General features: G+C 62.5%; 28 protein-coding genes and 1 pseudogene. 12 read left to right on the top strand and 17 right to left on the bottom strand.

Annotation, left to right across the window (positions count from 1 at the left end; all coding sequences use genetic code 11):
- Positions 1-26: 26 nt before the first annotated feature.
- A complete protein-coding gene (locus ASC97_RS02715; protein WP_057466794.1) occupies positions 27-755 on the bottom strand; it encodes a DUF899 domain-containing protein in 729 nt (242 codons plus the stop codon).
- Positions 756-835: 80 nt separating this feature from the next.
- Between ASC97_RS02715 and ASC97_RS02710 the strand changes: the two genes are divergently transcribed.
- Positions 836-1,282 (top strand): MarR family winged helix-turn-helix transcriptional regulator, encoded by a 447-nt coding sequence (locus ASC97_RS02710; protein ID WP_057466793.1) that lies wholly within the window; start codon positions 836-838, stop codon positions 1,280-1,282.
- Here ASC97_RS02710 and ASC97_RS02705 read toward each other — a convergent pair.
- Both ASC97_RS02705 and ASC97_RS02700 read right to left on the bottom strand, forming a co-directional pair.
- On the bottom strand, positions 1,279-2,031 hold the full coding sequence (locus ASC97_RS02705) for an RES family NAD+ phosphorylase (protein WP_057466792.1): 753 nt from the start codon (positions 2,029-2,031) through the stop codon (positions 1,279-1,281). The genes ASC97_RS02710 and ASC97_RS02705 overlap by 4 nt on opposite strands.
- Positions 1,991-2,374, bottom strand: coding sequence for an MbcA/ParS/Xre antitoxin family protein (locus tag ASC97_RS02700; RefSeq protein ID WP_057466791.1), 384 nt, complete (start codon positions 2,372-2,374; stop codon positions 1,991-1,993). Before ASC97_RS02700 ends, ASC97_RS02705 begins: the two co-directional genes overlap by 41 nt.
- A gap of 273 nt (positions 2,375-2,647) precedes the next feature.
- Here ASC97_RS02700 and ASC97_RS02695 point away from each other — a divergent pair, with 273 nt between their 5' ends.
- Together ASC97_RS02695 and ASC97_RS02690 are read left to right on the top strand one after the other, a co-directional pair.
- Positions 2,648-3,454 carry a pyrroline-5-carboxylate reductase gene (locus tag ASC97_RS02695; protein WP_057466790.1) on the top strand — a complete coding sequence of 269 codons (807 nt, stop codon included), beginning with the start codon at positions 2,648-2,650 and terminating at the stop codon, positions 3,452-3,454.
- A gap of 68 nt (positions 3,455-3,522) precedes the next feature.
- Positions 3,523-4,065 (top strand): AAA family ATPase, encoded by a 543-nt coding sequence (locus ASC97_RS02690; protein WP_057466789.1) that lies wholly within the window; start codon positions 3,523-3,525, stop codon positions 4,063-4,065.
- Between the two features lie 91 nt (positions 4,066-4,156).
- On the opposite strand, the gene ampC is transcribed toward ASC97_RS02690, so the two are convergent.
- The 3 genes from ampC to ASC97_RS02675 all read right to left on the bottom strand — a co-directional run bounded on the left by ampC (position 4,157) and on the right by ASC97_RS02675 (position 7,373).
- Positions 4,157-5,302, bottom strand: coding sequence for a class C beta-lactamase (gene ampC, locus ASC97_RS02685; protein ID WP_057466788.1), 1,146 nt, complete (start codon positions 5,300-5,302; stop codon positions 4,157-4,159).
- A 168-nt stretch (positions 5,303-5,470) separates the two neighbouring features.
- Positions 5,471-6,343: an amino acid ABC transporter substrate-binding protein gene (locus tag ASC97_RS02680; protein WP_244481381.1), complete on the bottom strand. Its 873-nt coding sequence runs from the start codon at positions 6,341-6,343 to the stop codon at positions 5,471-5,473.
- Between the two features lie 124 nt (positions 6,344-6,467).
- Positions 6,468-7,373 (bottom strand): LysR family transcriptional regulator, encoded by a 906-nt coding sequence (locus tag ASC97_RS02675; RefSeq protein ID WP_057466787.1) that lies wholly within the window; start codon positions 7,371-7,373, stop codon positions 6,468-6,470.
- Positions 7,374-7,485: 112 nt separating this feature from the next.
- On the opposite strand from ASC97_RS02675, the gene ASC97_RS02670 reads away from it, so the two are divergent.
- From ASC97_RS02670 to ASC97_RS02660, 3 genes are all read left to right on the top strand, one after another.
- Positions 7,486-7,884: a (R)-mandelonitrile lyase gene (locus tag ASC97_RS02670; protein ID WP_057466786.1), complete on the top strand. Its 399-nt coding sequence runs from the start codon at positions 7,486-7,488 to the stop codon at positions 7,882-7,884.
- Positions 7,885-7,978: 94 nt separating this feature from the next.
- Positions 7,979-8,698: a carboxymuconolactone decarboxylase family protein gene (locus ASC97_RS02665; RefSeq protein WP_057466785.1), complete on the top strand. Its 720-nt coding sequence runs from the start codon at positions 7,979-7,981 to the stop codon at positions 8,696-8,698.
- A gap of 27 nt (positions 8,699-8,725) precedes the next feature.
- Entirely contained in the window at positions 8,726-9,709 is a 984-nt protein-coding gene (locus ASC97_RS02660; RefSeq protein ID WP_057466784.1) for an aldo/keto reductase, read from the top strand.
- Between the two features lie 159 nt (positions 9,710-9,868).
- Here ASC97_RS02660 and ASC97_RS02655 read toward each other — a convergent pair whose 3' ends face one another.
- Entirely contained in the window at positions 9,869-10,291 is a 423-nt protein-coding gene (locus ASC97_RS02655; RefSeq protein ID WP_057466783.1) for an organic hydroperoxide resistance protein, read from the bottom strand.
- 120 nt (positions 10,292-10,411) lie between these two features.
- Here ASC97_RS02655 and ASC97_RS02650 point away from each other — a divergent pair, with 120 nt between their 5' ends.
- Entirely contained in the window at positions 10,412-10,879 is a 468-nt protein-coding gene (locus ASC97_RS02650; protein ID WP_057466782.1) for a MarR family winged helix-turn-helix transcriptional regulator, read from the top strand.
- Between the two features lie 33 nt (positions 10,880-10,912).
- Here ASC97_RS02650 and ASC97_RS02645 read toward each other — a convergent pair whose 3' ends face one another.
- On the bottom strand, positions 10,913-11,812 hold the full coding sequence (locus ASC97_RS02645) for a LysR family transcriptional regulator (RefSeq protein ID WP_057466781.1): 900 nt from the start codon (positions 11,810-11,812) through the stop codon (positions 10,913-10,915).
- 97 nt (positions 11,813-11,909) lie between these two features.
- On the opposite strand from ASC97_RS02645, the gene ASC97_RS36145 reads away from it, so the two are divergent.
- A complete protein-coding gene (locus ASC97_RS36145; protein ID WP_082529853.1) occupies positions 11,910-12,230 on the top strand; it encodes a DUF1127 domain-containing protein in 321 nt (106 codons plus the stop codon).
- Between the two features lie 71 nt (positions 12,231-12,301).
- Here the strand turns inward: ASC97_RS36145 and ASC97_RS02635 are convergent, their stop codons facing one another.
- The 6 genes and pseudogenes from ASC97_RS02635 to ASC97_RS02610 all read right to left on the bottom strand — a co-directional run bounded on the left by ASC97_RS02635 (position 12,302) and on the right by ASC97_RS02610 (position 18,449).
- Positions 12,302-13,027 carry a L,D-transpeptidase gene (locus ASC97_RS02635; protein WP_057466780.1) on the bottom strand — a complete coding sequence of 242 codons (726 nt, stop codon included), beginning with the start codon at positions 13,025-13,027 and terminating at the stop codon, positions 12,302-12,304.
- Positions 13,028-13,208: 181 nt separating this feature from the next.
- Entirely contained in the window at positions 13,209-14,051 is an 843-nt protein-coding gene (locus ASC97_RS02630; RefSeq protein ID WP_057466779.1) for a L,D-transpeptidase, read from the bottom strand.
- Positions 14,052-14,193: 142 nt separating this feature from the next.
- Positions 14,194-15,117, bottom strand: a complete 924-nt coding sequence (locus tag ASC97_RS02625; RefSeq protein WP_057466778.1) for an alpha/beta hydrolase family protein — start codon at positions 15,115-15,117, stop codon at positions 14,194-14,196.
- Between the two features lie 125 nt (positions 15,118-15,242).
- Positions 15,243-16,868, bottom strand: coding sequence for a cisplatin damage response ATP-dependent DNA ligase (locus tag ASC97_RS02620; protein WP_057466777.1), 1,626 nt, complete (start codon positions 16,866-16,868; stop codon positions 15,243-15,245).
- Positions 16,869-17,041: 173 nt separating this feature from the next.
- Positions 17,042-17,215 (bottom strand): annotated as a pseudogene (locus ASC97_RS34420) (cisplatin damage response ATP-dependent DNA ligase); the annotation flags it as partial.
- Positions 17,216-17,438: 223 nt separating this feature from the next.
- Positions 17,439-18,449, bottom strand: a complete 1,011-nt coding sequence (locus ASC97_RS02610; protein ID WP_057466988.1) for a ligase-associated DNA damage response exonuclease — start codon at positions 18,447-18,449, stop codon at positions 17,439-17,441.
- A gap of 150 nt (positions 18,450-18,599) precedes the next feature.
- Here ASC97_RS02610 and ASC97_RS02605 point away from each other — a divergent pair, with 150 nt between their 5' ends.
- Both ASC97_RS02605 and ASC97_RS02600 read left to right on the top strand, forming a co-directional pair.
- Complete coding sequence (locus ASC97_RS02605; RefSeq protein ID WP_057466987.1) at positions 18,600-19,958, top strand: TIGR03808 family TAT-translocated repetitive protein; 1,359 nt, start codon at positions 18,600-18,602, stop codon at positions 19,956-19,958.
- Positions 19,959-20,086: 128 nt separating this feature from the next.
- Positions 20,087-20,746, top strand: coding sequence for a glutathione S-transferase family protein (locus ASC97_RS02600; protein WP_057466775.1), 660 nt, complete (start codon positions 20,087-20,089; stop codon positions 20,744-20,746).
- Here the strand turns inward: ASC97_RS02600 and ASC97_RS02595 are convergent, their stop codons facing one another.
- On the bottom strand, positions 20,747-21,643 hold the full coding sequence (locus tag ASC97_RS02595) for a LysR substrate-binding domain-containing protein (protein ID WP_057466774.1): 897 nt from the start codon (positions 21,641-21,643) through the stop codon (positions 20,747-20,749).
- A gap of 145 nt (positions 21,644-21,788) precedes the next feature.
- On the opposite strand from ASC97_RS02595, the gene ASC97_RS02590 reads away from it, so the two are divergent.
- Positions 21,789-21,977 (top strand): hypothetical protein, encoded by a 189-nt coding sequence (locus ASC97_RS02590; RefSeq protein ID WP_057466773.1) that lies wholly within the window; start codon positions 21,789-21,791, stop codon positions 21,975-21,977.
- 48 nt (positions 21,978-22,025) lie between these two features.
- On the top strand, positions 22,026-22,379 hold the full coding sequence (locus tag ASC97_RS02585; RefSeq protein ID WP_057466772.1) for an MmcQ/YjbR family DNA-binding protein: 354 nt from the start codon (positions 22,026-22,028) through the stop codon (positions 22,377-22,379).
- Positions 22,380-22,419: 40 nt separating this feature from the next.
- Here the strand turns inward: ASC97_RS02585 and ASC97_RS02580 are convergent, their stop codons facing one another.
- Both ASC97_RS02580 and ASC97_RS02575 read right to left on the bottom strand, forming a co-directional pair.
- On the bottom strand, positions 22,420-23,040 hold the full coding sequence (locus tag ASC97_RS02580) for a glutathione S-transferase family protein (protein WP_057466771.1): 621 nt from the start codon (positions 23,038-23,040) through the stop codon (positions 22,420-22,422).
- Between the two features lie 101 nt (positions 23,041-23,141).
- A complete protein-coding gene (locus tag ASC97_RS02575) occupies positions 23,142-23,507 on the bottom strand; it encodes a hypothetical protein (RefSeq protein WP_057466770.1) in 366 nt (121 codons plus the stop codon).
- Positions 23,508-23,537: the final 30 nt, after the last annotated feature.

Here is a 23,537-nt window from a genome sequence, read left to right as displayed (position 1 = left end):
TCTCCTTCCGATGAATGTGCCTGAGCTCAGTGACAGCAGGATGGCGCCTTTTGCGCCGGCTCGTATTCGTCGTGGCGCTTGACGAAGTTCATCGTCGAATCCTCGTTGCGGCCCTTGGGCGCGCGGTCGAGGATCATCAGCGTTCCAACCATCTCCTCGAGACCGCGGGCGTAGCTCGAATAGGTATGGAACACCTCTCCCTTCTCGTTCTTGTAGAACGCGCTCATGCCGGGAAGTTCGTCGTTGGCGTCGTCGGCGTCGATTGCCGAGAAATTATAGACGACCTGCCCCCTGGCAAGGTCCTGCGGGGTAAAGGAGACCTGATAATCGAAATTGAAATCCGTGCCCGACGACGAGGCCCAGGGGAATTTCCAGCCCATCCGCGCCTTGTAGGCCTCGATCTTCTCAAGGGGTGCACGGGAAACGGCGACCCAGGTGACGTCGTGATTGTTGAGATGCGGCAGCGTGCCGTCGACGTGATCGGAGAGGAAGGAGCAGCCGGGGCAGCCAGCATCCCACTCCGGACCGAGCATGAAATGGTAGACCAGCAGCTGAGTGCGGCCGTCGAAGAGATCGGACAGGGTCTTCCTGCCCTGCGGCGTGTCGAAGACATAGGGCTTGTCGACCTTCACCCCGGGCAGCGCCATGCGCTCGGCATTGACACGGTCTCGCAGGTGCGTTGCCTCCTTCTCCTTCAGAAGCAGCGCGCGACGGGCTTCGAGCCATTCTTCACGGGAAACGACTTGGTTCTGCATCGTGGGCGCCCTCCTCCGGCGCAACGAATACCATTCTCCTTTTCCTTGACTATATATATTGATATCAATAGAAAATAGGCATGTCAAACGTGACGGACATTCCCTTTTCGACAACGCTGCTGGTGCGCGACACCTGCCTGTGCCTGCATGCCCAGCGGGCGGCGCGCGCCCTTGCGCGGCTTTTCGATGACGCGCTGCGCCCGGTCGGCCTCACCAACGGGCAATTTTCGCTGATGATGTCGCTCAACCGGCCGGAGCCGCCGCCGATGGGCCCGGTCGCCAAATTGCTGGCGATGGACCAGACGACCCTGACGGCGGCGCTGAAACCGCTGCAGCGCAAAGGCTGGGTGATCGTCATGCCAAACCCGAGGGACAGGCGCGGACGTCTCCTTTGCCTGACGGCCGAGGGCAAGTCAGTACTGGCGGCAGCACTGCCGGTATGGGAAAGCACCCATACAGCGCTCGAAGGCGCCCTGCCCGAGGGCAACGCGCATAGGCTGCGGCAGGATCTCCTGACGCTCGCCTAGCCGGGTCCGATACGGGGATCGCCGGCGAAATCCTCTCGCGCAAACCCGATCCTGATCTTCGGAAAATCGCAAAGCGCCTGAACGCCCAAGGTCGAAAGGCGAATGCGCCAGGTCTGGCGTTCGACAGGCTCGCGGGCGGCAAAGGCGGCGGCGCTGAGCAGCGCGATGTTCCGACCACGCCAGGGATCGCGTACGGACTCGTAGAGGATCGCCTGGCAATGTGCCTCACGCGCCGCATCGGCCAATGCCTGGCAGGGCTCGTAGCGCAGCGGGTCGGTCCATACCGCGCGATCGCGGTCGAGCGGCGGCTGCGTGAGGTCGACGGCGGCGGCCTCGATTGCCGCCGCAAAGGCGGTATATTCGGCGGCGTTGGCGGGAAACGGCGTCTCAGGCGAGTCGGCAAAGAACAGCAGGCGGTAGAAGGACATTTCGGCCAGCGCAGTCTCGACCTGCCGCGAGGCGTAGAAGACGCCGAGTGTGCGCCCTGCCCTGCGAAAGCGCGAGCCATGCGGATAAATCGCGCCGTAGCGAAAGGGCGTGGCCAGGAGATAGTCGAGACCAGCGCATTCCGGCGGCAGTGCGGGCTTGCTTTCGTCGAGCAGTCTTTCGAGCAGCGCCTGCTCCTCCAGCGTGTCGACGATCTTCAGCGTCGAGATCTGGTGCTGCGCTTCGACCAGCCGCCAGAACCGTCCCGAAACGGCATGCGCCTCAGACGACAGCGCGGCGGGCGTCCAGATAGGCAAGGACATCGGTCAATCCGGAAATGCTGATGATCTTTTCGAGCGGAGCAGCGCCAAGCGCCGTATTTGCGTTGCGCAGCCATTGCCGGGCCACGGTCTCGTCACCGCCAACGATCGCATCGAGCGAACGAAAGACGCGGACGAGGAGGATCGCGAGTTCGAAGGATTTCGAGCCGCGCTCGAGCAGGTAGTCCTGCCGCTTCATCCGCGATACGGTGGCCTCGGAAAGGCCGAGGACCGCGGACAAGGTGCGGGCACTGATGCCGAGCCGATCGGCAGCATTGACGGCCGCCTTCGTGATGACCGCCGCTTCCGACGATCGCGCGCCTGCTATCGGGTTTGCTACTACCATGACCGCATCCTTTCCTTGGAAAGAATATAGCGATTTTATTTCAGATGAAAAGAGGTAGCCGGCCGGATGGGGAGACGTGGCGGCGTCTTGGGCCGAAGCTGGAGTGAAGCGAACCCGCCGGACGATCGCCGACCTGGACAAGCTGGTGCCCTTCGGGCCAATTGGAAAGCGACAGGAAACAGCAGGGCGCGTTGCCTTCTGGGATCGAGTGAGGCTCATATGCGGTTCTCTCGTCGAGATCGCGGGGCGCAAGCAGTCGCACAGGGGGTGCCAATGGAGATCGATGCGAAGCGGATGACAATCGGGTTCGTCGGAACGGGAACGATTACGGAGGCCATCGTCACCGGGCTGGGCAAGACGGAGTTTCGCGACACCCCCATCGTGCTGTCACCTCGCAGCGAAAGCGTCGCCGCCCGGCTTGCAGCCGCGAACCGGAATGTGTCGATCGCCTTGGGCAACCAGGATGTCCTCGACCGATCCGATCTCGTATTCGTGGCGGTGAGGCCGCAGATCGCAGAGGAGGTCGTCCGCGCGCTCCGGTTTCGGCCGAGCCACCATGTCATCAGCTTTGTCGCGGCCACGCCACTCGATCGACTGCGGGCGTGGATCGATCAGCCTGTTCGGCTGAGCCAGGCAATTCCGCTTCCGTTCGTCGCCGATCTGCAGGGCGCGACCGCGATCCACCCGCCCGACGAGGTTTCAAATGCCGTCTTCTCGGCGCTCGGAGCGGCGGTGCAAGTTGAAAGCAAACGTGAGTTCGATCTTCTTGCGGTGGCGAGCTCCATGATGGGGACCTATTTCGGCATCATGGATGCGACCGCGGCCTGGCTTGAGGGCCAGGGGCTTCCCAGGGCTGCAGGCGACGCCTTCCTCCGTCAGCTGTTTTCCGGCCTCGACCATGCCGCCCGTTCAAAACCCGTCACGAGCTTTGACGAACTCGTCGGCGAGCATTCGACCAAGGGCGGGTTGAACGAACAGGTCCTCGAGGACTTCCGCGGCTTCGGTGGGACCGTGGCGCTGCAGAAGGCTCTTGATCGAGTTCTCACTCGCATTCGTCCTGCGGAAAGCGACTTCTCTTGAAGTCTGCATTGGAGACGATCCCGCCGGGGCCGTTGCCAAGAAACTGCGGTACGTCGAAAGAGAGCGAAATGGGCGTCAGGAATTATTTGATCGAAGGCGTTTCTGGAACAGGCAAGACCTCGGTCGCCACTGAACTGCAGCGGCGCGGCTATCACGTCATTCACGGTGACCGCGAACTGGCCTATCAAGGCAACCCTCGGACGGGTGAACCGCTGGATCCCTCTCAGTATCAGCAGGACAGTCTGGATGCGGCCTTCCGGCACAGGCACCACCTCTGGGACGTCGCAAAGGTCAAATCGCTCGTGGCCGATCAAAACCACCCGATCTGCTTCTTTTGCGGCGGCTCAAGGAATTTCCGGCGCTTCATCGATCTGTTTGATGCGGTCTTCGTTCTCGACGTCGACGTGACCACTTTAAAGAGGCGGCTTGCGGAGCGACCTGAAGACGAATTTGGCAGCAAACCGGCCGAACAAGAACTCGTTTTGCAATTGCACGCAACAAAAGAAGACAGCCCCAAGAACGCGACGGCTATTGTTGCCACGGCACCGCTCGCCTCCGTTGTCGATGACATTTTGTCGAGATGCGGAGAGGTCAACCAGGAGCCACGATGACTGCCGATGGCGCCCTTGATGACGAGGGCGGCGGTGGAGCAGCCTCGGCCCATTGCGGACGTCCGGGCGTCGTGCACTTCTGCCGGCCAGCTTATTGCGAACCCAACGCCTTGATTAGCGAATACGTCGCCTTGACGCGGGCTTCGTTCGGATAGTTCCTGTTCGCGAGGACAACGATGCCAAGCCCTTCGCCGGGCACCATAGCGATGTAGCCACCAAACCCATTGGTCGAACCGGTTTTGTTGAGGATCACGTCTTTCTGAGAAGAAAGCGGTGGGATGATCCCATCGACGGGCTGAGGCTTCATGATGAAATCATAGCCGTTACCGGACATCATGGTTTGCAATTCGGCAGGCCATGGATATTGCTCCCAGATCATATCCTGGGTGAAAAATGCGGTCCTGTATTGTCCTTCGTGAGTGCGGTCGACTGCCTTCCGCAATTCATCGGAGGCCTGTCCACGCCCTAATTCAACATCGAGAACCTTGAGCATATCACGGGCGCTCGACTTCACCCCGTATGCTTCTGCATCCAGGACGCCAGGGTTGACCCGGATCGGCGCATTGGTCTTCCGGTCGTAGCCGAAAGCGTACTGGCTCATCTCGTCTTTCGGAACATCGATCCACGTATGCTGCAGACCGAACGCGGGGAAGAGCACATCCTGCACGGCCTGCTTGTAGTTCGAGCCCATCGCTTTGCCGGAAATGTAGCCGAGCATTCCGATGCTGATGTTGGAATAGCTGCGTGCACCCGGCTGCGGAGGATGCCAATTTCTCAGCCAGGTCACCAATCCGTTCACATCTGAAATATTATCAGGCACTTGCAGAGGCAATCCGCCAGAATGATGGGTTGCCAAATCCATGAGCGTAAGATCGTCGCCAATCGAACAAGCATCAGCACACACATGGTGCGCAACGGTATCGTTGAGGCTCAACTTTCCACGCTCTTCGGCCAGCGCTGCCAGCGTAACGTTGAACACCTTGCTCATGGAGCCGAGTTCGAAAAGTGTGTCAGCCGTGACCGGACGGTTGTCAGCACGCGATGCCAAGCCGAGCGTATAGAATTCATGCACGCCATTTTTTGTGACCCCAACCACAAGGCCGGGAATATCGTATTGTTTCACGACAGGTTCGAAAAATGCCCCTGCCTTCGAGCTGAAATCGTCTGCCATTGCAATCGAGACATTTGAAGCAAGGACGGTGGCGAGGAATGACAAGGGCAGTGACCATTTACTCATTCAATGTGCTCCACAAATGCGCATTCAAAAGCAGAGCTGGGTACTTCAGCCGGTGGGGCAAAGTTATGGCAATGTCACCCATGGCGCATTCCGGCCGAGACGCGATGGCGCACGATCACGCAAAGGCCGCCTGCAGCTATCGGCAATCGCGGTTGCCCAACCGCTTTATCAACCGGGCACATGCTCCATGATGATCTGCGTGTGGAGCATCGGCGCCTCTGCTCCGAAGTAGTTTTCGAGCAGCGGCAGAAAATCGTCCGACAGATAGAAATCCGTCAACGCACGATCTGCCAGCAGGCGGAAATCGGCATCGTTGCGGCGCATTGCGATCGCATAGGGTTCATGGGTAAACAGGCGATCGCCGATCTCGAGCGAGGACGGATCGCGTGCCCGCTTGGCCAGGCTGATGAGCAGCACCTGATCGGCGATGTAGGCATCGATCCTGCGATCCTCCAGCGCCGCAAGCCCGTCCTCGTGGGTGTCGAAATCGGCAAGCTTCGTCTTCGTCACCTGGGTTGCCAGGGCCTCGCGCAGCGTCACTCCCGTTGTCGTACTTGCGCGCACGCCGATCACGCGCGTGGATGCCCCACGCTGGCTGACGGGTCGAACGGCGGGCTTCTCGAGGAAAATGGTCTGCAGGTAGCCGGGCGAATCCTTGCGCAGCAGCGCCGTTGCCCCGGTCAGGAAGATCGGCTGTGAGAAGTCGACGATTTCCCGCCTCTTCAAATTGACGGTGATCGCACCGCATAGCAGGTCGACCTGTCCATTCTTCACCGCATCGAATCCGTTGGCGAGGGTCACCTCGATGTATTCGCGCTTCAGCTGCGGAACCTGGCGTTCTATTCCATCGGCGATCTTGCCGCACAGGTCGATGGCATATCCGACCGGCCTGGCGCCCGGCTTGCTGGAGGAGAAGGGCGCCTCGTCGGCGACATAGCCGATGCGCACGTTGCCGTGCTGGGTGATGGTGTCGAGCGTCGCAGCGCCTGCGGCGAAAGCAGAAAGGCAAAGGGCAAGACCCGCCAGCAGAAACCGTCTCATGCACTTTGCCATAAGCATGATCCTCATCTCCGAAAAACGGGGGCGATCTCATCGAGGTACACGCAGATTATGGGCTGCCTGCCATTTGTCAACCGAGGACGCCTCGCAGGCCCATTGCCGCCCTTCATCCGTTTTCAGAGGGATGAAACTTCAGCGCCTCGACCAGCAGCGTGAACGCGGGCGACGGATGCCGCCTCGAAGGATAGTAGAGATGATATCCAGTGAAGGGCTGCGACCAGTCGTCAAGCACCTGGACAAGACGTCCATCGGTCACATACTCCCTGACGACGTCCTCTGGCACAAAAGCCAGGCCATAGCCGTCGAGCGCCGCCCTTATCAGCTGGGGCACGCCGTTGAACGCCACTTGTCCATCGACCCTGACGCGCACCTCGTGCCCGTCTCGCTCGAACTCCCAGGCATAGAAGCCGCCATAGCTCGGAAGGCGCAGGTTGATGCAGCGATGACCCGTCAGCTCCTGCGGTGAGGTGGGTGCGGACCTGTCTGCGAAACAGGACGGCGCGGCAACGACGATCATGTGGGCCAGGGGTCCGACGCGGACCGCAATCATATCCTTCTCCACCTGGTCGCCAAGGCGGACGCCCGCATCGAAGCGTTCGGCGACGATGTCCGTCAGAGCAGCCTCCGCGACCAGCTCGACCTTGATATCGGGATAGTCGACGAGGAACTTGGACAGCTTCGGCCAGAGGAGCGTATCGATGGCATGCTGACCTGCCGTGATCCGGAAGCTTCCCGCAGGCTTGTCCCGGAAGTCGCTGAGCGCCGATAGCTGGGCCTGGATGTTGCCGAATGACGGCCGGAGCGTCGACAGCAATTGCTCGCCTGCGGCAGTCGGCGCGAGGCTACGGGTAGTGCGGGTCAGCAGGCGAACCCCCAACCGTTCCTCCAGGCGGCGAATGATGAGGCTGAGCGACGACTGCGATGTACCCAGACGGGCTGCCGCCCTGGTGAAGCTCTGCTCCTCGGCAACCGCCAGGAACGCCATGAGGTCGCCGAGGTCTTCCCGTCGCATTCATTGATCTCCGATATAAGTCCAATCTCACATTAGCGCCTAATCGAAACAAATGGCAGGCTCTATATTCCCGGCAAGAGGCAACAACGGTCCTCGCCAACGGAGAGTTACGATGGAAATCAAACGCGTCGGGTCGCAACCTTCGGCACGTGGGCCGTCCGACTGGTTCACCGGGTCGGTTCGCGTCGACATGCTGGCAATGGCCCCTTCCCCCGCACGGGTCTCGTGTGCCAGCGTGACATTCGAGCCGGGCGCGCGAACGGCGTGGCACACGCATCCGCTCGGGCAGACGCTGGTCGTCACCTCGGGGTTCGGCCTGGTGCAGCGCGACGGCGGAGCAATAGAGGAGATCCGGCCCGGCGACGTCGTCTGGTTTCCGCCGGGCGAAAGGCATTGGCACGGGGCGTCCGCGACCACGGGCATGACCCATATCGCCATCCAGGAATCGCTGGACGGCAAATCTGTCGACTGGATGGAACACGTGACCGACGGTCAATACGCGGAGCGTTGATCCTGGCATGGTCAGGAGACCAACTGAGACGCATGGCCTGCTCCGATGAGCTTCATCGCTCTCGTTCCGCGACGAACCCGAATGGATAGACCCCTTGTCAACATCGCACACACACCGCCCGGCGCTCACCCTCGACGATGTCAGGAGCGTCTCGCCCGCACTGGCGAGCTATACTCAGAAAACCATACTCGACGACCTGTGGAAGCGGACTGAACTGTCGCCGCGAGACCGCAGCATCGTCACCATCTCGGCGTTGATAGCCCGCAACCAGACCGTTGGAATGCCCTATTACATCAATCTGGCGCTCGACAGCGGCGTCTCGCCCGGCGAGGTATCCGGGGCGATCACCCACCTTGCGTTTTATTCCGGCTGGTCCAACGCATTTGCCGCGGTCGAGATTGCGAGGGACATCTTTGCCGAGCGCGGCATTCTATTCGACCGGCTGCCTGCCGCCCTGCCGGACCTTCTTCCGCTCGACGAGGAAGGCGAGTCCAGGCGTGCCGCTGCCGTCCATGCCTCCTTTGGCGACATCTCTCCCGGTGTGGTGCACTATACCGCCGAGATCCTGTTCAAAAACCTGTGGCTGCGGCCCGACCTGGCGCCCCGCGACCGAAGCCTGGTGACCGTCAGCGCCCTTGTAGCGATGGGACAGGTCGCGCAGATCACCTACCATCTCGGCCGCGCCATGGACAACGGCCTGACCCGAGAGCACGCATCGGAAGCGTTGACACAACTGGCGTTCCATTGCGGCTGGCCATGCGTTTTCTCCGCCATGCCCGTGGTGAAAGAAGTCTTCGCCAGCCGTCGAGGCTGACGCCAACCTTCATAAGGAGATACCAAAATGCAGACGCGCAAACTCGGACAAGGTCTTGAAGTCTCGGCACTGTCGCTTGGTGCCATGGGATATGGAACAGCCCGCGACCTTCCCGACAGGGCAGACATGATTTCGCTCATCCGGACTGCGGTCGACCGCGGAATGAACTTCTTCGACACGGCCGAGGTCTATGGTCCCTTCACAAACGAAGAGATGGTTGGCGAAGCGCTGCAGCCGCTGCGTCGCCACGTGAAGATCGCGACGAAGTTCGGCTGGGACGTCGATCCCGCGACCGGCGTCAATCATGGCGGGGTCAACAGCAAACCGGACCATGTACGCCGCGCCGTCGAAGGCAGCCTCAGGCGCCTGCGGACGGACCACATCGATCTGCTTTACCAGCACCGGGTCGATCCCGACGTACCGATGGAGGACGTCGCGGGCGTCGTCAGAGATTTGATCGCCGAAGGAAAGGTCCGCTGGTTTGGGCTGTCAGAGGCTGGCGCCGGCTCCATTCGCCGTGCTCACGCGATCCAGCCCGTAGCCGCTCTGCAGAGCGAGTATTCGCTTTGGACCCGCGAACCGGAAGCGGAGATCATCCCCACGCTCGAGGAACTCGGCATCGGCCTGGTACCGTTCAGCCCGCTGGGCAAGGGCTTTCTCACGGGGAAAATAGACAGCGCAACGGAGCTGGACAAGTCGGATATGCGCAACAGCATTCCCCGCTTCGCACCGGAGGCCCGTCAGGCAAATCAAAAGCTTGTCGAGCTGATCCGTCGTATCGGCGAAAAGCATGGGGCCACACCGGCGCAGGTGGCTCTCGCATGGCTCCTCGCACGGAAGCCCTGGATCGTCCCCTTGTTCGGCACCCGCAAGCTCGAGCGTTTCGACGAGAATATCGGATCGTTGACCGTTCGGTTGGCGGCGGAGGACTTCAAGGAAATCGAAACGGCAAATATCGGGATCCTTGGCGCCCGGTACCCCGATGAACACATGAGCCGTGTCGGTCTTTGACGGATGGCGAAAATGCCGTCTGCTGCGAAGCAGTGAGAAGTACCGGAGCACCGGCGGGGCGCCGAGGCGCTAGCGCCGCAACGGTCGTGTGGCCCCGCCATCGGGAGGCCGCACCTGCCGCCTCCCCTCGTCCGGCCCTCCGGGCCACCTTCAGTTCAATCAGGCGACCGTGACCGGAACCTCGGTCGAGGTGCGCATGGCATGGCTGTAGGGGCATACGATGTGCGCGGCAGCGGCGAGCTTTTCAGCGGTTGGCCGGTCGAGGCCCGGAATATGCACGCTCAGCGCCACTTCGATGCCGAAGCCGGTTCCATCCTCGCGCGGGCCGATGCCGACCGTCGCGCTGACGGTGGTGTCTTCCGGAATCTTGACCTTTTCCTTGGCGGCGACAAATTTCAAGGCACCGAGGAAGCAGGCCGAATAACCGGCTGCGAAGAGCTGTTCCGGATTGGTGCCGGTGGCGCCGTCGCCGCCGAGTTCCTTCGGAACAGTCAGCGTCACATCGAGAACGCCGTTTTCGGAAACGGCGTGGCCGGCCCGGCCACCGGTGGCGGAAGCTTTGGTCGTATACAGGATAGGCATGTCAGGCTCCTTTGCGGTTGGGTTGATTTTGTATAATGCGCAATTAAATTGTACGCAAGTTAATTTTGCAAATTGCATTCAGAATCCGAAAGGAGGAGAATGCACTCAGGAATAACGGCAATGAAAACGCAAACGACAAAGACGATGGAAATTCCGGAAGAGGAAAAGCGGCTGGAAAAACAGCTGTGCTTCGCAGTCTATTCGACGGCGCATGCGTTCACGCGCGCCTACAAGCCGATCCTCGACAAGGTCGGCCTCACCTACCCGCAATATCTTGTCATGCTTGTGCTGTGGGAAAAATCGGAACTCCCGGTGAAGACGATCGGCGAGCAGCTGGATCTCGATTCCGGCACGCTGTCGCCATTGCTCAAGCGCCTGGAGCAGAACGGGCTGATCACGCGCACCCGCGACGCGCGCGACGAACGGCAGGTGATCGTGGCTCTGACAGCCAAGGGACATGGCATGCGCAGCGAGGTCGATACCATCATGGCTTCGATCGGCCAGGCCGCCGGCTGCACGCTCGAGGAGATGGTGACGATCCGCGAAATGCTGCAGGGGCTCAGGGCCAACCTGACCGCTTCCGTTTGAGGCGCGTGCGGGCGCCATAGAGGCAGCATCCGGCTATGCCGGCGCTCTATCGCCGCGCGAGCCGACTTCGCGAAGCGATTTCATCATTTCTCTCAGCCCCCGGCTCAGATGCTTGTCCCGGCGTACGACCATGCCGAGCCCACGGACGAGCCGGGGATTGGCGGGCGACGTCACAAGAAACCCTGCCCGATCACGCCTCAAAGCCAACGCCGGCAGGATCGACCAGCCAAGCCCTGCCGCCACAAGCTCCTTGATGGCCTCGACGCTTCCGAACTCCATGGCCGGCCGCGTCGTCACTCCTGCTGCGTTCATCCAACCGTCGATGCTTCGGCGCGTGTTTCCGCCCTCGTAAAGCAGAAGCGTCTTCGCCACCAGAAAGGCGGCATCCGGCCCTTCGGCCGGCATCGTCGAACCTCGGGGAGCGACCACGAGAAGCTCGTCGTCATAGAACTCCTCAATCACGAAGGATCGGCCGGAGGCCGGCAAGGTGACCACGGCCAGGTCGAGGGCGTTCGATTCCAGGTCGCGCAGGATATCGTCAGTGTTTCCGATGCGCAGAGTAATTTCCAGTCCCGGCATTTTTGCCTTTGCCCTTGAGATGGCCAGCGGCAGAAGGTGGATGGAGGCGGTCGCGCCGCTTCCGATGCGCACTCGCCCGGCAAGCCCGCTTTTATGCGGCGCCATCGCCTCCTCGGCCTGGGCCAGTTCCTGCAGGATACGCCGCGCGTATGCCAGGAGATCGAGGCCGGCGGCCGTCGGCTGCGCGCGCCTTCCGACGCGTTCGACAAGACGCACGCCGAACCATTGCTCCAGGAGCTTCACCTGCAGACTGACCGCCGGCTGCGTTATGCCGGCCTTGTCAGCCGCCGCCGTAAAGCTGCCGAGTTCAGCGACGTGAACAAAGGTCTGCAGTTGGTCGAAGCTAAATGCCATCGAAAGTTTCTCTTATGCTTTGCATAAGACACATAAGCTTCCTTAGGGAAAACATCCAGCGCATCGTGAGGGGAAGCCACATCGGAGATTGAACAGCATGACAACGGACACGTCTCGCAACGGGCACAACGCCTTGGAAAACCGTCTCTCTCGATCTCCCTCGCTGCGCTTCAAAGCTGTCGCTCGCACTTTGGCGATCGCGGCGGACGGGATCAGCAGGACGCTGATCGGGACCAGCAGGACGCTGCTCGGGATCAGCAGGACGCTGCTCGGGATCAGCAGGACGCTGCTCGGGATCAGCGAGAAGCGCCGCAGCCGCCAGGCGCTTTCCGAACTGACCGATCAACAGCTGGACGATATCGGGCTTACCCGCTCCGAGGTCAAAGCCGAGACGGCGAAGTCGTCGTTCTGGTTCTGATGTCGCCTGTCGGAGGTCGGCGCAACGCGAGGAGGGCCTCTCTCCCTCGCGGGAAAGAGGCCAACGTTGTTTTACTGCAGGACCACGACCGGCGCCTTGTTCGGCACGCGGTCGTAGAGGTCGATGATGTCCTGGTTCAGCAGACGGACACAGCCGGACGAAACGGCCTTGCCGATCGAGCGCCAGTCCGGATTGCCGTGGAGGCGATAGAGCGTGTCCTCGCCGTTCGAAAAGATGTAGAGCGCGCGGGCGCCGAGCGGGTTTTTCAGGCCCGGCTCCATGCCGCCGTTCTCGATCGAGTATTTGGCAAGCTCCGGCTGACGGGCGACCATTTCGTTCGGCGGCTTCCAGCGCGGCCATCTCTGACGCCACTGGATCACGCCGGAGCCTTCCCAGGCGAACCCTTCGCGGCCGATACCGACGCCGTAGCGCATCGCAGTGCCGCCGGGCTGGACCAGATAGAGGAAGCGCGACGGCGTATCGACGACGATCGTGCCGGCAGGCTGGCCTGTCGGATCGATCACCTGCTGGCGATAGAAGCGCGGGTCGATCTGCTGGAAGGGCACGGCGGGGATCAGGAACCCGCCATCCTCGATCGGGCCGTACATGACGGCCAGTTCCGCGTCGGTGGGCGCCGGTACCGTCTGAAAAGCGCGAACCGGATTGGGGAAGGACATCGGCTGGCCGACGGGTGTGCCGGTGCCGGAGGTGGACGCGCAGCCTGCCAGCGCAGAAGCCGCCGTCATCGCTGAAAGCGACAGAAAGCTGCGGCGGGAAATCGTTTTTTCAAAGCTCATGCGCGGGTCTGGTTTCCTTTAGCACGGGAACTGCGGACGCGTTTCCCTGGAGAGTGTTCTACGCCGGAAGACAGGGCCGGCGACGACAGGAATGAAAATATCCCCTTGCGCTAAATAAACCATAACCTCACGAACTCGTGTCCCCACTTGGGCAGACGTTCTCGCGTGCCCTGTTGCGCGGCTACATCACCACGATCGCGGCCTTGGCCGGAACGCGATCGTAGAGGTCGACGACATCCTGGTTCAGCATGCGCACGCAGCCCGACGAGGTCTGCTTTCCGATCGACTGCCAGTCGGGCGTTCCGTGGATGCGATAAAGCGTATCCTCGCCGTTCTTGAAGATATACATCGCCCGCGCGCCGAGCGGGTTTCCGAGCCCGGGGTTCATGCCGCCATTTTCCGCGGAGAAGGCGCGGACGTCCGGCTGGCGTGACACCATTTCGGCCGGCGGCGTCCAGCGCGGCCATTTCTGCTTCCACTGGATGACACCGCGGCCGGACCAGGCATAGCCCTCGCGCCCGATGCCGACGCCATAACGCATGGCCTTGCCGCCGGGCTCGATGAAATAGAGATGCTTTGTCTTGGTGTCGACGACGATCGTGCCGGGCTTCTCGTTTGAGGGATAGGCCACTTCCTGGCGCATGTATTGCGGATCGATGCGGCTGACGGGAATGGCCGGCAGCGTAAAATCATTGTCGCGCACCTGGCCATACATGGCGCTGCTCACCGGATTGGTGGCCGGCAGGCCGTAGGTCCGACTATAGTTGCCGCCCGGAAGACCGTAGGTCTGATTGTACAGCGTCGGCGGCTCGATCTCGCGCCTCTGCGGCACCGGCGCATCCTGCAAGGCCCTGACGCGCATGGGATCGACGCCCGGCGGATTATAGAACACCGGCGACGTCTCCTGTGCGAACCGGGCGGGGTCGGTTGCGCCGGTATCCGGAACAAGGATGTTGCAACCGCTCAGCGACAGAGCCGCAACAGCAAGCCCGGCAATGGACGACAGCCGGCTGAGACCATTCATAAAACCACCCTCATCGATGACAGCGACACGTATAATTGCGGCAAAGATGGCAGATGCGGCTGGCGCGAAGCTGGTGACATCGCTCCTTTGGGCAGCGGCTACGCCGGCACCCCGTGGCGGCTACGCCGGCACCCCGTGGCGGCTACGCCGTCACGCCGTGAAAGAACCGGATGCTTTGCTTGATCTCGTCGGGCAGAGCCGAGGTATGGTTGCCGGTGACCGTATCCGTCTCGATGCGCACTCCGGCGGAGCGGGCGCGGCTGGCGAGCAGGCCGGCGCGGTCGTTGAAGTGCGCCTCGTCGGTTCCGTGGACCACCCGGACGGGGCATTTGAAGCTCTGCGCATAGCAGAGCGCGCTGCGCACCTCGAACTCGTGCTTGTTCTGGTCGTCGAAGCGAATGTCCTGGGGATAGCGGTTGAAGAAGCGGAAGGCATCGGGATTGCCCGAAATCGGTGCCGCCGCCCGGAATTTGTGGCTGCTCATCGCGGCAAGCATGGCCAGCGTTCCGCCGATGCTGTGGCCGGCGATGAAGAGCCGGCTCGAATCGACGCCCGGAAGATGGGCAAGTCGTTCCGCGGCGGCAAGGACGTCGTCCACCTCGTCATAGAAGCCGGAGAAGTTTCCCATCTGGCCGTTTTCGCCGCGCAGCGACGGCATCATCACGATACAGCCCGCATCGACATAGGGACCCATCAGGTTCCAGTGGCCCACGCCCATCGCGTTGCCGCCGTGCAGGAAGAGCACCGCCGGTTGCGGCTTGCGTTCGCGCTTGTATTTCGACACCCAGGCGACCAGCTCCAGTTCGCCGCCATAGCCCGAACGGTAGAAGATCTTGTCCGCACCGGACGGCGCATCGAGCGGTTCGTACTTGTCGGGGGCCGGCCCCTTCTGCAGCAGCCTGGTGCGGAAGCGATTGCGAACCTTTGCGTAGTCGCGGCTAATCAGTCGCGGCTCGGCGGGAACATCGAAGGCGTTTGCCACGCGCGGAAGAATGAGGGCGCCGGCCATGCCCGCGAGAAGCAGGCGACGCTGGCGCAGGAAGGTATCGTACTTGTCTGTCGTCATTGCACTCTTCCGTATTGCCGGCAATTTCGCCGGCACTTTGGAAAAGTGCACCGGACCCGCATCTTCGCCAACACACATTGTGTTGAGGCACCGGCGGCTGCGTCATTTTGCGCCAGAAAATGCGGTCATTCCGCCTTGGCGTCGATCATCGCGACGAGGGTCTGGAGACGATCGGCCTCGTAGGACGGCTTTTCGGGCCGCAATCGGGCGATTCGGGGAAAGCGCATGGCGACGCCCGATTTGTGACGATTCGACCGGTTTATGCCTTCGAAGGCGACCTCGACGACGAAACCGAACTCCTTGTCGGCCCTGACGGCACGCACCGGGCCGAAGCGCTCGGTGGTGTTGTTGCGGACAAATTTGTCGAGAACCTCCAGCTCGGCGTCGGTGAAGCCGAAATAGGCCTTGCCGACCGGCACGAGCTGTTCCCCATCGGGAGTTTCCGTCCACACGCCGAAGGTGAAATCCGAATAGTAGCTGGAGCGCTTGCCATGGCCGCGCTGGGCATACATCAGCACCGCATCGACATTGAACGGATTGCGCTTCCACTTGAACCACGGCCCCTTCAGCCGGCCCGCCTGGTAGATGCTGTCGCGTCGCTTGATCATGACGCCTTCGATGACGGGATCGGGCGGGGCCGAACGCAACCGGTCTAGCTCCTCCCACGAGGTGAAGTCCACCAGCGGCGAGAGGTCGAAACGCTCGTGCGGCGCCAGCTCGACGATATCGGAAAGGCGGTCGCGGCGATCGCCATAGGAGCGCGCGCGGATGTCCTCCTCCCCGTCGAAGAGCAGGTCGTAGGCGCGGATGAAGGCCGGATATTCCTCGAGCATCCTGGGGGTCACCGTCTTGCGATTGAGGCGCTGCTGCAGGTCGGAGAAGGTGCGCGTCGGGCTATTGGAGCGCGCGGTGCCTCCAACCAGCAGTTCGCCGTCCAGCACGCCGTTGAAGCTGATGGCGTCGACGATATCGGGAAAGGAAGCCGAGATGTCGTCGCCGGAGCGGGAATAGAGCTTTCGGGTCTCGCCAGAGCGCGACAGCTGCACGCGGATACCGTCCCATTTCCACTCGGCGGCGTAGTCGGCCGGGTCCAGGCCGTCGAAGTCGCCTTCGCCCACCGGATTGGCCAACATGACGGAGTGAAATATCGCCGGCGTCGCCAGCACCGGCTTTCCGCCCCGGTCCTCCAGCCACGCAAACAGGCTCTCGTAGGGCGGCTGCAGGCCATGCCAGAGCGTTTCGATCTCGGTCACGTCCTTGCTGCCCATGTCGGCAAGCGCCTGCTTGGCGAGGCGCGCCGAAACGCCGATGCGCAGCGCACCGGTCGCGAGCTTGATGAAGGCGAAGCGACCCGAGGCGTCGAGGTGGTCGAGCAAATCGCGGACGAAGCTGCGCACCTCCGTGCGCCCCAGCGAATTCATCCGCACAACGACGTCGCCAAGCCGCGGCTGGGCAAGCGCCGACCGCTCGATATCCCTTTCATTGTCCCAGACCAGCGCGATCGTCTCGGCAAGGTCGCCGACATAGTCGTAGGAATAGCGAAACAGCACCTCGTCCATGCGTTCCAGCACGAGTTCGCGCAACATCGCCGGCTTGACGTTCCTGACCTCCAGCGTGCCGGCTATGGCGGCGAGCCCATAGCCGCGGTCGGGGTCGGGCGTGTCGCGGAAATAATCGGCGAGCAGCTTCAGCTTGCCGTTGCGGCTGGGGGTGAGCACGAGGCGATCGAGGAGGTCGGCGAACGCTTTCATTCAGAGCCTCCTTCCCCTCTCCCCGACGGGGAGAAGATGGCCCGAAGGGTCGGATGAGGGGGCGTCGGGGCAGGACGCCGGCGTTGCGGGTGCGGCCGTTGCTCGACGCCTCCGCGTCTCACCCCCCTCTTCCGCCCTATCGGGCTCCCCGACGGGGAGAAGGGGGAGCAAGGGGCGCGCTCGATATCCTCCCGGTTGTTCCAGACCAGTGCGATCGTCTCGGTAAGGTCGCCGTGGTCGCGGTCGGGATCCGGGCTGTCGCCGAAGTAATCGGCGAGCAGCTTCAGCTTGCCGTTGCGGCTGGGGGTGAGCACCAGGCGATCGAGCAGGTCGGCGATGGCTTTCATGAGGCGCCTCCTTCCCTTCTCTCCGGCGGGGAGAAGGGGGAGCGAAGACCCCTCCCCAACCCCAAGGGGGAGGGGCTTCGATGCCGCGCCCTTGCAATTCCATCCACAACATCGCGCCAAAAATCGCGGCCGGACGGGAACAAGGGGCCGCCGCGATTTAGCCCCTCCCCCTTGTGGGGAGGGTTTTGTGGGGAGACTTCGCAAACAATCCAGCACATCGGCCTCAATCCCCCTCGTCCTCGTAGCCGACGAGATGGAGGGGCCTTGCCTTGATGCCCTGCAGTTCGCACCAGCGAACCAGCGCCTCCTCGCGGCCGTGGGTGACCCAGACCTCGCCGGGGTGCAGCTCGGAGATGGTCTCGGTCAGCTCCGGCCAGTCGCAATGGTCGGAAATGACCAGCGGCAGCTCGACGCCCTGCTGCCTGGCGCGCTGGCGTACCATCATCCAGCCGGAGGCGAAGGCGGGCAGCGGTTCGTTGAAGCGCCGCGCCCAGCGATCGGCGAAGGCCGAGGACGGGCCGACGACGATTGCGCCCTTGAAAACGGCCTTGTCCGTGGTTTCTATGGTTGCCGGCCGCAGCTCGCCAAGCTCGATCCCCTGCCCCACATAATAGTCGCAGAGCCTGTCCATGGCCCCGTGGATGTAGATCGGCTCATCATAGCCGGTATCGCGCAGCAGGCGGATGACCCTCTGCGCCTTGCCGAGCGCATAGGCACCGATCAGATGGGTGCGCTCGGGGAACTGGCGCAGCGAGGCGTAGAGCTTCGCCATTTCACCGGCGGGGTCGGGATGATGGAACACCGGCAGGCCGAAGGTCGCCTCCGTGATGAAGACATCGCAGGCCACCGGCACATAGGCGTCACAGGTCGGATCGGGACGGCGTTTGTAGTCTCCGGACACGACGATGCGCGTGCCGCTCTTTTCGATGGCGATCTGTGCGGAGCCGAGCACGTGACCGGCGGGATGAAAGCTGACCTTCACGCCGTTGACCATCAGCTCCTCTCCGAAGGCTGCCGCCTGCTCGCTTTCGCAGAACCCGTCGCCATATCGAATGCGCATGATGTCGAGCGTCTGGCGCGTTGCCAGCACATGGCGGTGACCCGAGCGCGCATGATCCGAATGGCCGTGGGTAATCAGCGCGCGCTCCACCGGCCGCACCGGATCGACATAGAATGCCCCTTCCGGGCAATAAAGGCCTTCGGGCGCGGGATAGAGCAATGCGTCAGGTCTCATGGGCGGGAAGATAGCGGGAAATGACGGAAGGGCCAGAGGCCCGGGCGACACGACGCAGTTTATCCGGTGGGCCGCTCAACGTGTTCCGGAACGATACAGAATTTCCGGCACGTTTCCTGCTTGTCCGATGCAATGAACAGGTCCTTAACGATACCGTCGCGGCGTGAATTTCTTCGGCTCGCAGCCGTCGCGACGGCGGCTCTGTCGGCGCCGCGTGCTTTGGGGTCGACACGACAGCCCGAGCTGCGCGGTTCGATCGATGCCGTCCGGTACAAAGCGGTTCCCGACGGGGGCGACCGGAAGAGCGGCAGCCTGCAGCGCATGATCGACGACGCATCGCGGAACAACGTGCCCGTGTTCCTGCCGCCCGGCACCTACAAGGTCTCAAATCTCAGCCTGCCGGACAATACGCGCATAACAGGCGTCCCGGGCGCATCGCGGATCGTCTATACCGGGGACGGACACCTTTTCTCGGCCGAAAACGTCAGGCGGATCGAGCTTTCCAACATCGTCATCGACGGGCAGAACCGCTGGCTCGGCGACTATGCCGGGGCGCTTCTGCAGTTTACGGGCGTGGACGAGGTGCTGATCGACAATTGCGAGATCGGGGGCAGCCGGAAACATGGGCTGCAGCTCGAGCGCTGCGGCGGGCGGATCGAACGGAGCCGCATATCGGGCGCCGGGCAGTCCGGCCTCTACGCGGTCGAGTCCGCCGGCCTTTCGATTGCCGGCAACGAGGTCTTCGACTGCGGCAACGGCGGCATTCTGGTCCACCGCTGGAAGAAAGCCGCCGACAACAGCATCGTCAGCGGCAACCGCGTCTACCGCATCCGGGCGAACGACGGCGGAACGGGACAGAACGGCAACGGCATCAACATATTCCGCGCCGACAACGTGATGGTGACGGGCAACCATGTTTCCGACTGCGCGTTTACCGCCATCCGCGCCAATTCCGCTTCCAACATCCAGATAAGCGACAATCAATGCCACCGGTCGGGCGAGACGGCCGTGTACGTCGAGTTCGAATTCGAGGGGGCGGTGGTCTCCGGAAACATGATCGACGGCGCCGCAAACGGCATTTCGATCGCCAATTTCGACCAGGGCGGCAGGCTGGCGAGCGTCACCGGCAACGTGGTCCGCAACCTCACCCTCAAGGGACCCTACCCGCACGAACTCGGCTTCGGCGTCGGGATTGCGGCGGAGGCCGACACGCTCATCTCCGGCAACATCGTCGAGGGCGCTCCGCGCTGGGGCATGCAGCTCGGCTGGGGACCTTATCTGCGCAATCTGGTGGTCACCGGCAACGTCATCCGCAAGGCGCCCATCGGTTGCGCGGTTTCGGTTGCCGACGGTGCCGGCACTGTTGTCATCACCGACAACATCTTTCAGGAGACCACGCAAGGCGCCGTCATCGGCTTCGAATGGGACAAGAAGGTTTCCGGCGAACTTGCGACCGCCGGACAAGCCCGGTATCCGCAGCTGACCGTCGAACGCAACCGGATCTCCTGAGAGCCGGGCTTCCCGTGTGCACGCGCCGTCGTGGCATCAAAAGCTTTCATTGATTCATAACCGCCGGATGCTTCCGCATCGGCACCGCTGCCTCTAGGTTTGCCTGACTTCAAGCAAGGGGATCTGAAATGCTGACAATCTACGGCGTCTACCGTTCGCGTGCATCGCGCGTCTACTGGATGGCAAATGAACTGGGGCTGGAGTTCGAGTCGGTGCCTGTGCTGCAGGCGAGGCGCGTGGACAATCCGCTGTCGCCCGATGCGCCGATCAACACGCTCTCGCCGGCGTTCGTCGCGGTCAACCCGATGTCGCTGATCCCGAGCATCAAGGACGGCGATCTCGTCATGCACGAGTCGCTGGCCATCACGCTCTACCTTGCCCGCAAGCAGGGTGGTGCCCTTGCCGGAAAAACCGTCGAAGAGGACGGTTTGCTGACGATGTGGACGATCTGGGCCGCAACCGAAGTCGAGCCGGAGACCGTCAAGGTCGTCTACACCTATGATTACGAGAGGGAAAATACCGAGGAAGGCAAGGCGACCATCGCCGTTGCCTGCCGGTCGCTCAAGACGCCGTTCGCCGTGCTGGACGCGCATCTTGCCGACAACGACTACCTCGTCGGCAACCGCTTCACCGCCGCCGACCTGAACCTTGCCGAAGTGCTGCGCTACGTACAGTCGGAACAGGCGCTGTTCGACGCCCATCCGAATGTCGACGCCTGGATCAAGCGCTGCCAGTCCCGACCGGCCTATATCGCCATGCAGGCGACGCGCTCGCAGGAGCCTGCCTGATCAGGGAAAGAGTTTCAGGGTTTCAGCCATTTCCTCGCGGATCCAGGCCTTGAAATCCCTGACTTTTTTGGGTTCGCGCACCCCTTCGGCCGTTACGAAGTAGTGGCCGAAGCCGGTCTTCGCGCGGATCCCGAACGGGGCCGCCAGCTGCCCCTGCTGCAGCGCGTAGCCGGCGAGCGTCTGCCAGGCCAGCATGACCCCCTGCCCTGCAATCGCGGCATCGAGGCAAAGCGATGCGTCGTTGAAGACGTGGCGGGTCTCAAGCGCGGCGCCTGAAAGCCCCGCCTCGCGCATCCAGACCTCCCAGGCAAACATCGCGCGGTCGTCGATGATGGCCGGCAGCGCCAGGATATCGGCGGGCTCTTTCAGCCTTGCGGCCATCGCCGGAGCGCAGACCGGAAAAACTTCCTGCCCCAGCAGCAACTCTGCCTTCACATCCGGCCAATCGCCGCTGCCGACGCGAATGCCGATGTCGACATCGCAGAGGGCCGGGTTGACGAGCCTGGTCGTTGCATCCATGCGCAGACTGATGCCGGGATGGTGTTCCGCAAACCGATCGAGCCGGTAGACCAGCCAGCGCGCCGCAAAGACCGGCGCCACCGATATGGTGAGGATGCTGTCGTCCCTGCGCTGCGTCGACGCCACGGCCTGCGACAGATGGCGGAAGCCCTCCGTCAGCATGGCGAGCAGCCGTCCTCCCCGCTCCGTTGCGAGCATCCCTTTGGGCGTGCGCTCGAAAATGACAAGGTCAAGCTGCGCTTCAGCCTTGATGACCTGCTGGCTGACCGCGCCGACCGAGACGCCGAGTTCTTCGGCAGCCGCCTGCAGGGAGCCCAGCCGTCCCACTGCCTCCATCGCGCGCAGACCGTTCAGATGAACCGAATTGAGGTTTCTCATATAGATTTTCTATACGCCCCTGCTGCTATTCTCAATTGAAAACTTGCCGGGGAGTCGGGATACTCACCCGCAATGAAGTGCAGCATCCAGTACACACTGCGAATTCGAACCAACGCAAGCGAAACCTGGGAAAGCGAGGCGTGCTATGCAACTGCTGAAGTTTTTCTTGAACCTTGAGACGATCGATCCACCCTACCACAGCGACCCCTGCCGGGATCCCCTGAACCATCCGGATCTGGCACGGATGTCGCTGACGGAATTGGCCGACCTGCCCCTTGCCCCGCAGAAGCAGCAGTCACAGCCGGGGAAACCAGCGCTTGGCGAATGCGCATAGCGGCCGAAATCTGCTAGGCTCCGCCAGGAGAAACCATCGGGGTGGACCATGGCGGACAGTGTGGAGACAGTATACGGCCGCCTGCGGCGGCTGGTTGCCGAGGCCGGCCTGCCCGGCGTCGATGAGGGCACGTCCTACGGGAACCCGGCTCTCAAGGTCGGCGGCAAGTCCTTCGTCGCGGTCAAGACCTGCGAGACGATCGTGCTTTCGATTTCGATCGACGACAAGGAACAGCTGATCGAGATGGCGCCCGACATCTACTTCCAGACCGATCACTACGTGGGATGGCCGCACCTGCCGGTTCGCATCGACGCGATTATGGATGCGGAGCTGAAGGAACGGCTGATCGGCGCGTGGCTTTTTCGCGCGCCGAAGAAACTCGCGGCGGACTTCAAGCGGTAGGCAGCGAAGCGCCTGCCGGCCGAGGCTGCCCGTTCGTCGATCAGACCTGCTCGCGCGCCAGCGCACGCTGCACGGCGGGGCGCTCCATCATACGGGCATAGTGGGCCGTTGCCCTGGAAAAACGCATGGGATCGACACCGTCGCCGCGCAGCCAGCCGGTCATCACGAAAAGATAGGCATCTGCCACGGAAAAACGTTCGCCCATGACCCATGGCCCGGCCAGCATTTCCTCCTCGATCAGCATGAAGCTGGCCGTCATCGTCTCCGGCACCTTCGCTTTCATCGCCTCGTGGGCGGCGGGATCGTCGGCCCAGCGGCTGCCACGCCGGCCATGCGCATGGTTCACATGCACGGTCGAGCAGAGGTAGCTGTTGAAGGCCTGCAGCCGAGCGAATTCAAAGGGATCGTCCAGCGGCGCAAGCCCTGCATCTGGGGCAAGTGCTGCAATGTACGCCAGGATCGCGGGCGTTTCGGTGACGACGCCGCGCGCCGTCGCGAGCGCCGGAACGCGGCCCTTCGGATTGATCTTCAGGTAGTCCGGCGAGTGTTGCTCGGCTTCCGCGAAACGAATCCTCTTCGCCTCGAAGGCAAGCCCGGATTCCTCCAGAGCGATGAGGCTTGCGAGCGAGCAGGTGCCCGGCGAAAAGAACAATGTCAGCATGATCGACTCCCGTTTCGGCACCCTTATAACGTGCCGGCCCGCTGACGAAAATACGGAAATCGAGGCCGGATTTGCCGGCCTCCGGCGCTACGCGGCCCTTGTCATGCGGCTTTGGCGCAGCCCGGGACATCCTCCAGCCTGTACCAGACGGGAATGCCGCGTTCACGGGCGATGCGCACGTCGTTGTCCGCACCTTTGGATGCCCCTTCGAGACGCAGCACGCCTTCGCAAAGCTGCAGCAGACGCCCCGCGACCGGATGGAATATCTGCTCGTAGAGCTCGTCACCGATCGACTTTCCGCCGGCGGCATGCCAGATCGGCAACGCGACCCACTCGCCGATCATCGGCACATGGCCGGCTTGAAACAACGCGTGCGAGGGCTCCTCGAGGCGCTTGAGGTTTGCCGCCATCTTCGCCGGGTCGTCGCCCGTCCCGGACCGGTAGGGTCCGGCAATCAAAATCAACATGATCGAACTCCGCTACTCCCGGCTTCATGC

The sequence above is a fragment of the Rhizobium sp. Root1203 genome (genome assembly GCF_001424945.1).
GTDB lineage: Bacteria > Pseudomonadota > Alphaproteobacteria > Rhizobiales > Rhizobiaceae > Rhizobium.
The sequence above is the reverse complement of the archived record's forward strand: the minus strand, read 5'-3'. Positions and strand labels throughout refer to the sequence as shown.